Genomic DNA, 1308 nt, shown 5'->3' with positions numbered 1-1308 from the left:
CCCCCGAGAAGAGGAAAAATTGCGATTCTTGAAGAAGTTGCGGGAGCCTCATATAGCAAAGTTTTTCTTTCGTTGAGCGCCGGTAAAACGTCCGGCGATTCGAAGGATCGCCGGACGTTTTACCGGCACCCTTCTAACAATCGACCTTGGCAAGTGAGCGTGATGCACGCTCGCGCCAGAGGCTCCCGCAGGAATAGCCTAGCCACGATTGCTTGCCAACGCAAGAAGACGAGATACATCGGGACTGGATCGGCCTTTCACCGTCCCTAACCCCTTTAATCCCTGTGCGGTCACGGCGTAGAGCCCGGACTTCATTCGGACAACCATGCCGGCCTTGCGCAAGCCATCCAACTGACGAGTCATCCAATCATCCGAAGGTATGACAAATCCCTTGTCCCGGAGGTGTTGCACTAACTGAGCTGGTGCAGCGGGGGCTACCTGCCTCAACACCGTCAGAATGCGAGTCTTGGCAGGTAGATTTTCTTCCGTAGTGGCGGTGATATGTCGCAGCGTCAGCCCAACCTCCTTGAGAAAAATCTTTGCCTTTTCCTCGATCTGAGTCCGCTCGTCATCAGACAACCCGTGCTTAGGGACAACCCAAACTGAGGCTTCCGATGCAGATGAAGAAAGAAAGGAATTTCTCAATGACCTTCCAAAGGAGTGAAGCAGTGTGGCACGCAGCCCAGCTTCAATGTCGCGTGTGGCCCCATCCGTAAGGATGAATTCGACCAAAGCCCCCTCTTGCTCTAAAGCCACCTTGGCTGCATCAAGTGCTGCATTCGTGGGCTCCTGATGTCCGCGAGCATTCTTCTGGACTTCAACGAATACGTAGTAGAAGTTCCTTCCGCCGGAATCTCGAACAGCCGACCCCGCTATCAGAATCCCCTTTTCCCGGAGAAAGCTTTGAACCTCTTGGGCACTATGCATCCAATTGTCTCCATGCATCCTCTATCTCCTTGGCCCATGCTTTCGCTTTTTCAGGCCAATGATGAGCCTCCGTGATATCCACGTTATTCAGTGCAAATCTATCTGCATGGGTGAAGTCAATTGGAATTTCAGGGTAGTAATCAGCAACTACTCGTATGGCGTAACTTGAGGCCATCAGATTGGCTAGATTTTTAGCTGCTGTAATGGCGCGAGAGCACTGAGATATGAGTCTTTGGTCGGAGAGATTTTTAGCCCTTTCCTTTCCTTTCTTGAGGGCCTTCACAATCTGACCATTGAGTGTTCCTGGGTAGTTGGCGTGTGGTTGCGTTCCCCATGCTGTGTTAAGTCGCGCCAGCACCTGCCTTACTGAAAGAAAAGTTG

General features: G+C 51.8%; 2 protein-coding genes. Both read right to left on the bottom strand.

What is annotated here, in order from left to right:
- Positions 1–198: 198 nt before the first annotated feature.
- The gene (locus ABB22_RS18330) at positions 199–927 is read right to left on the bottom strand and encodes a hypothetical protein (protein WP_152984258.1); all 729 of its coding nucleotides are present in this window, start codon (positions 925–927) and stop codon (positions 199–201) included.
- Positions 920–1308: hypothetical protein (locus ABB22_RS18470; protein ID WP_161809381.1), on the bottom strand; the 389-nt coding region annotated here is incomplete at its 5' end. The genes ABB22_RS18470 and ABB22_RS18330, both read right to left, overlap by 8 nt.

It is taken from the genome of Stenotrophomonas nitritireducens, assembly GCF_001431425.1.
GTDB lineage: Bacteria > Pseudomonadota > Gammaproteobacteria > Xanthomonadales > Xanthomonadaceae > Stenotrophomonas > Stenotrophomonas nitritireducens.
This window is presented reverse-complemented; position numbering and strand designations above follow the sequence as displayed.

Coding starts and splice junctions, on each gene's coding strand:
- ABB22_RS18330 (WP_152984258.1), bottom strand. CDS start 927: ATGCATAGTGCCCAAGAGGTTCAAAGCTTTCTCCGGGAAAAGGGGATT.